This is a genomic window from Chrysiogenia bacterium (assembly GCA_020434085.1).
In the GTDB taxonomy this organism is placed as follows: domain Bacteria; phylum JAGRBM01; class JAGRBM01; order JAGRBM01; family JAGRBM01; genus JAGRBM01.
Map to the genome: position 1 here is coordinate 1 of JAGRBM010000240.1, position 5165 is coordinate 5165.

At 62.4% G+C, this 5165-nt stretch carries 5 protein-coding genes; all 5 read left to right on the top strand.

What is annotated here, in order from left to right; translation table 11 throughout:
- Positions 1–302 precede the first annotated feature (302 nt).
- Positions 303–1016, top strand: a complete 714-nt coding sequence (locus KDH09_07950) for a C39 family peptidase (GenBank protein ID MCB0219610.1) — start codon at positions 303–305, stop codon at positions 1014–1016.
- Positions 1017–1021: 5 nt separating this feature from the next.
- On the top strand, positions 1022–2488 hold the full coding sequence (locus tag KDH09_07955) for a RimK family protein (GenBank protein MCB0219611.1): 1467 nt from the start codon (positions 1022–1024) through the stop codon (positions 2486–2488).
- A gap of 59 nt (positions 2489–2547) precedes the next feature.
- Positions 2548–3735 (top strand): glutamate--cysteine ligase, encoded by a 1188-nt coding sequence (locus KDH09_07960; GenBank protein MCB0219612.1) that lies wholly within the window; start codon positions 2548–2550, stop codon positions 3733–3735.
- A complete protein-coding gene (locus KDH09_07965; GenBank protein ID MCB0219613.1) occupies positions 3725–4420 on the top strand; it encodes an N-formylglutamate amidohydrolase in 696 nt (231 codons plus the stop codon). The genes KDH09_07960 and KDH09_07965 overlap by 11 nt, the downstream gene beginning before the upstream one ends.
- 65 nt (positions 4421–4485) lie before the next feature.
- Positions 4486–5165: AMP-binding protein (locus KDH09_07970; GenBank protein ID MCB0219614.1), on the top strand; the 680-nt coding region annotated here is incomplete at its 3' end.

Consider the following 5165-nt stretch of genomic DNA (forward strand, 5'->3'; position numbering starts at 1 on the left):
CTCTGGCATCCGGCCAACAGTGCCAGAGCGATGAGTGCTGCCCCCGCAAGCAGGGAGCCGCGGCGGCCGATGCGGCTGGAAAAACCGCCGATGGTTGGGGACTCGCGCAAGTGACTGGCTCCTTCGCCCTGGGGCGCCCCAGCTTATTCCCCCGGCGCCCGAAGGCAAACACCGAAGGCCGCCAGAGGCCCCGGCGCCCCAAATATTTCCATGGCGGGCTCTTGTTTCGCGTGCCCCGCATCACCACAATTTCCCCGCGCGCATCCGGCATGAATCCCGGCGCGCTGGAGGACAGTCCCGAATTGATCAAGTCTCTGGACCTGGAGATCCTGGCCCAACCCGACGACCACACCTGTGGCCCCACCTGCCTGCATGCGGTCTATCGCTACTACGACCGCACGCTTCCGCTCGAACAAGTCATCAACGAAGCGGAGAGCCTCGAAGGCGGCGGCACGCTGGCCGTGATGCTTGGCCATCATGCGCTGAGCCGTGGTTTCTCCGCGCGCATCTACACCTACAACATGCAGGTTTTCGATCCGACATGGTTTGGCTCCACCCCTGCGTTCCTGGTCGAAAAACTCGTGGCGCAAAGCAAGCTCAAGAGCGGCAAACGACTGCAACTTGCCAGCCGTGCCTACCTGAAGTTCCTGCGCCTTGGCGGCGAGATTCGCTTTGAAGACATGCGCCCCTCGCTGCTGCGCAAGTATCTGAAAAAAGGCGTACCGATCCTCACGGGTTTGAGTGCGACCTATCTTTATCGCACCCCGCGCGAGAAGCAGACGGGCACCCGCGTCGACTACGACGACCTGGCCGGCGAACCGTCGGGGCACTTCGTCGTGCTTGCCGGCTATGACAAGGAAACGCGCCGCGTCCAGGTAGCCGACCCGCTCAAGGAAAATCCCATGGGCGAGGGCCAGACCTACTGGGTGGACATCGACCGCCTCATCTGCGCGATCATGCTGGGCATCCTGACCTACGATGCGAACCTGCTGATCCTCCAGCCGCCGACGGAGTAACGGCCATGCGACGACTGCTCATTGTCTCCAACCCGAAAAACTGGAAGCTGCGGATTCCCGGCGTCGAACTTGTCGGCGCCCAGGATTATCTTGGCAAACCCGAGCAATTTACCGGCGCGGGCATCCGCGTCTACAACCTCTGCCGCAGCTATCGCTACCAGACCCAGGGTTACTACATCTCCCTTCTCGCCGAAGCGCGCGGGCACCGGCCGCTTCCCAATGTCACGACGATTCAGGACCTCAAGAATCGCTCGCTCATTCGCTTCTATTCGGACGAGCTCGAAGATCTGATCCAGAAGAGCCTGGCGCACCTGCAAGCCAAAGAGTTCCAGCTCAGCATCTACTTCGGACGCAACGTGGCCAAACGCTACGACCGACTGGCCCACGCACTCTTCAATGTCTTTCCCGCCCCGCTGCTGCGTGCCGAGTTCGTGCACGGGAAGGAAGGCTGGGAGATGCGGCGCATCGGCGTCATCTCCGAGAACGAGATTCCAGATACGCATCACGACTTTTTGAACGAGGCGGCCGACCGCTACTTCCGCCGGCAGCCGCGCCCGAAAAAGCAGCAGGGCGCGCGCTACGATCTGGCAATCCTTTATGATCCCGAAGAAGACCCGCCGACCTCCGACCTGCGCGCGCTCAAGGCCTTCATCAAGGCCGGTGCAAAGCTGGGGCTGGCCGCCGAGCTCATCACGAAGGACGATTACGGCTCCCTTGCGGAGTTCGACGCGCTCTTTATCCGTGAGACCACTAGCGTGAAGAACCACACCTTCCGCTTCTCCCGGCGCGCCACGGCCGAGGGACTTGTCGTGATCGACGATCCCGAGTCGATCCTCAAGTGTATGAACAAGGTCTACCTGGCCGAACTCATGCAGCGCCACAAGATCCGCACCCCCAAGACCATGGTCGTCCACTGGGACAACGCCGAGCGCGTGCTTGAGGAGATGGGCCTTCCCTGCGTGCTCAAGCAGCCCGACAGTGCGTTCTCCCAGGGCGTCGTCAAGGCGAAGACGCCCGAGGAACTCAAACACGAAATCGAACGCCTGCTCGATTCCTCGGAACTCATCATCGCCCAGGAATTCCTGCCCACCGACTTCGACTGGCGCATCGGCGTTCTCGATCAAAAACCGCTCTATGCCTGCAAGTATTTCATGGCGCGCAGTCACTGGCAGATTTACAACCATGAGAAGAAGGGCGCCGCTTTTTCCGGCGAAGCGACCACCCTTGCCATCGAAGACGTTCCCGCAAAAGTGGTCGATACCGCCGTGAAGGCCGCCAACCTGATCGGCGACGGGCTCTACGGCGTGGACCTCAAGGAAGTGGGCGGCAAGGTCTACGTCATCGAGGTCAACGACAACCCCAGCATCGAACACAACATCGAAGATGAAGTGATCGGCGAAGAGCTTTACCTGCGCATCATGCAATCCTTCCTTGAGCGCATCGAAAAGAAGCGAGGTCGTACCCAGTCGTGAGCGAGACTCCCGAAACTCCCCTTCACCTGTTTGAAGGCTATGGCATCGAGATCGAGTGGATGATCGTCGACCGTCAGGATCTCAATGTCCGCCCGGTCACCGATTCGGTCCTGCGCAAGATCGCCGGAGAATTCGTCAACGAAGTCGAACGCGGCCCCATCTGCTGGTCCAACGAGCTGGCCCTTCACGTCATCGAGGTGAAGTCCAACGGCCCCGCGCCCGAGCTGGGCGCGCTTGCCGCGCAGTTCCAGCAGGGCGCCCGCGACATCAACGAAATCCTCGAATCCATGGACGCCATGTTGCTGCCCACCGGTGCGCACCCGTGGATGGATCCCGTGCGCGAGCTGCGGCTGTGGCCCCACGAATACAATCCGATCTACGAGGCCTACAATCACATCTTCCACTGCCAGGGCCACGGGTGGGCGAATCTGCAGAGCATGCACGTCAACCTGCCCTTCAGCGGCGATGCCGAGTTTGCGCGCCTGCACGCGGCAATCCGCCTGGCGCTGCCGATCCTCCCGGCGCTGAGCGCCAGCACGCCCTTCCTCGATGGGAAGCGCTCGCCCTATTTCGACGCGCGCCTGGACGCCTACCGCCACCACATGGACGCGGTGCCCTCGCTCATCGGACAGGTGGTGCCGGAGCCCGTCTACTCGCGCGAGGCCTACGAGCGCGAGATTCTGGGTCGCATCTACAAGGACCTCGAGCCCCACGATCCCGAAAAAGTGCTCATGGAAGAGTGGGCCAACGCCCGCGGCGCCATCGCGCGCTTTGATCGCATGGCCATCGAGATCCGCGTGCTCGACACCCAGGAGTGCCCGCAGGCCGATCTGGCCATCGCTGCGGCGGCCTCGTCACTGGTGCGCACCCTGTGCGAGGGGCGTCTTGCCGACCAGGCCGAACAAAGGGCCTTCCCAACGGGTGATCTTGCTGATATTTTCACTCAGACACTCACCCATGCGGGCGACGCAATCATCGACGACCGCGACTACCTCGAACTGCTCGGCTGCACGGAGAAGTCCATCACCGCGCGCGAACTCTGGCGCGGGCTGATGGGACAGTTCTGGCCCGGGGGCTCACAGGAACGGCAGCAGTTTGGCGAAACCATCGACGTGATTCTCGAGCAAGGCTGCCTGGCCCGGCGGATTTGCGCGGCGACCGGTGAGAATCCGGCGCGCGAGAAGCTGGCGGAGGTATACCGCAAGCTCAGCGCGTGCCTTGCCGAGGGCCGCCAGTTTGTATTGTGAGAATCGCCAACTCGTCCTGAGCTGTGAGCACGCCGGAAACCGCGTACCGGCACAATTCGCGCGCCTTTTCGAAGACCAGCACGAATTGCTGGCCTCCCACCGAGGCTGGGACATGGGCGCCCATTCCCTGGCAAAATACCTGGCCAAACACACGGGCGCGCCGCTCCATGCAGTGACCGTCACGCGCCTGCTCATCGAGTGCAATCGCTCGCCTGCAAACCCGGCACGCTTTTCGGCGCTCGCGCGTCAGCTCTGCAAGCAGGATCGCGAGTGGCTGCACGAACACGTGTGGCGCCCGCATCACGATGCGCTTCATCTCGATATCGCCGCGCGCATCCGCAAAGGGCCGGTGCTGCACCTGAGCGTGCATTCCTTCACGCCGATTCTTGACGGCAAGCCGCGTCGGGCCGACGTGGCGCTTCTCTACGATCCGGCCTCGAAGCTCGAATGCGAATTCGCCGGCCGCTGGCTCTCCGAGCTGGCACAGATCGCACCGGGGCTTCGTCTTCGACGCAATTATCCCTACAAGGGGACCAGCGACGGGATGACCCGCCTGCTGCGCCGGGAGTTCGCGGGTCAGCCCTATGCCGGGGTCGAACTCGAAGTCTCCCAGGCGCTCCTGCGCGAGACCACCCGCAAGGGGCGCCTTCATGCGCTGCTGGGCGATACGCTGCTCGATCTCTGAACCGACAATTCCTGCACCTTTGTCTGCAAAAACGGCACTGCAATCACTGACGCGCTTGTCAGCCAATGCCTCCCGCAATAAGCTCCGTTCACCTTTGCTTGAAGGGGGCGAAATCACACGTGGCAGGCAAGTACGACGAGATTTACCGCAGGTCGCTCGAAGACCGCGAGGGATTCTGGGCCGACGCGGCTCAAAACATTCACTGGGACAAGAAGTGGGACCGGGTCCTCGATGATTCCAACCCGCCGTTCTACCGCTGGTATCCGGGCGCGATGCTCAACACCTGCTACAACGCGGTCGACCGCCACGTCGAGAGCGGGCGAGCCGATCAGGTCGCGCTCATCTACGACAGCCCGATCACCGGCAAGCAGGAAAAATACACCTTCACCGAATTGCAGGACCGCGTGGCCCGCACAGCGGGAATGCTCAAGGCGCTCAATGTTGAAAAGGGCGACCGGGTCATCATCTATATGCCCATGGTTCCCCAAGCGGTGTTCGCAATGCTCGCCTGCGCGCGCATCGGCGCGGTGCATTCGGTGGTCTTCGGCGGCTTTGCCCCCAAGGAACTGGCCACGCGCATCGACGATGCCAAGCCCAAGGCCATTCTGACCGCCTCGTGCGGCTTGGAGCCCGGCCGCGTCGTGGACTACAAGCCGCTGCTCGACGGCGCGGTGGAACTGGCAAAGCACAAGCACGAGATCTGCGTCGTTCTCCAGCGCGAGCAGAAGCCCTGCCCGCTCAAGGA

Coding starts and splice junctions, on each gene's coding strand:
- KDH09_07960 (MCB0219612.1), top strand. CDS start 2,548: ATGATCGTCGACCGTCAGGATCTCAATGTCCGCCCGGTCACCGATTCG.
- KDH09_07955 (MCB0219611.1), top strand. CDS start 1,022: ATGCGACGACTGCTCATTGTCTCCAACCCGAAAAACTGGAAGCTGCGG.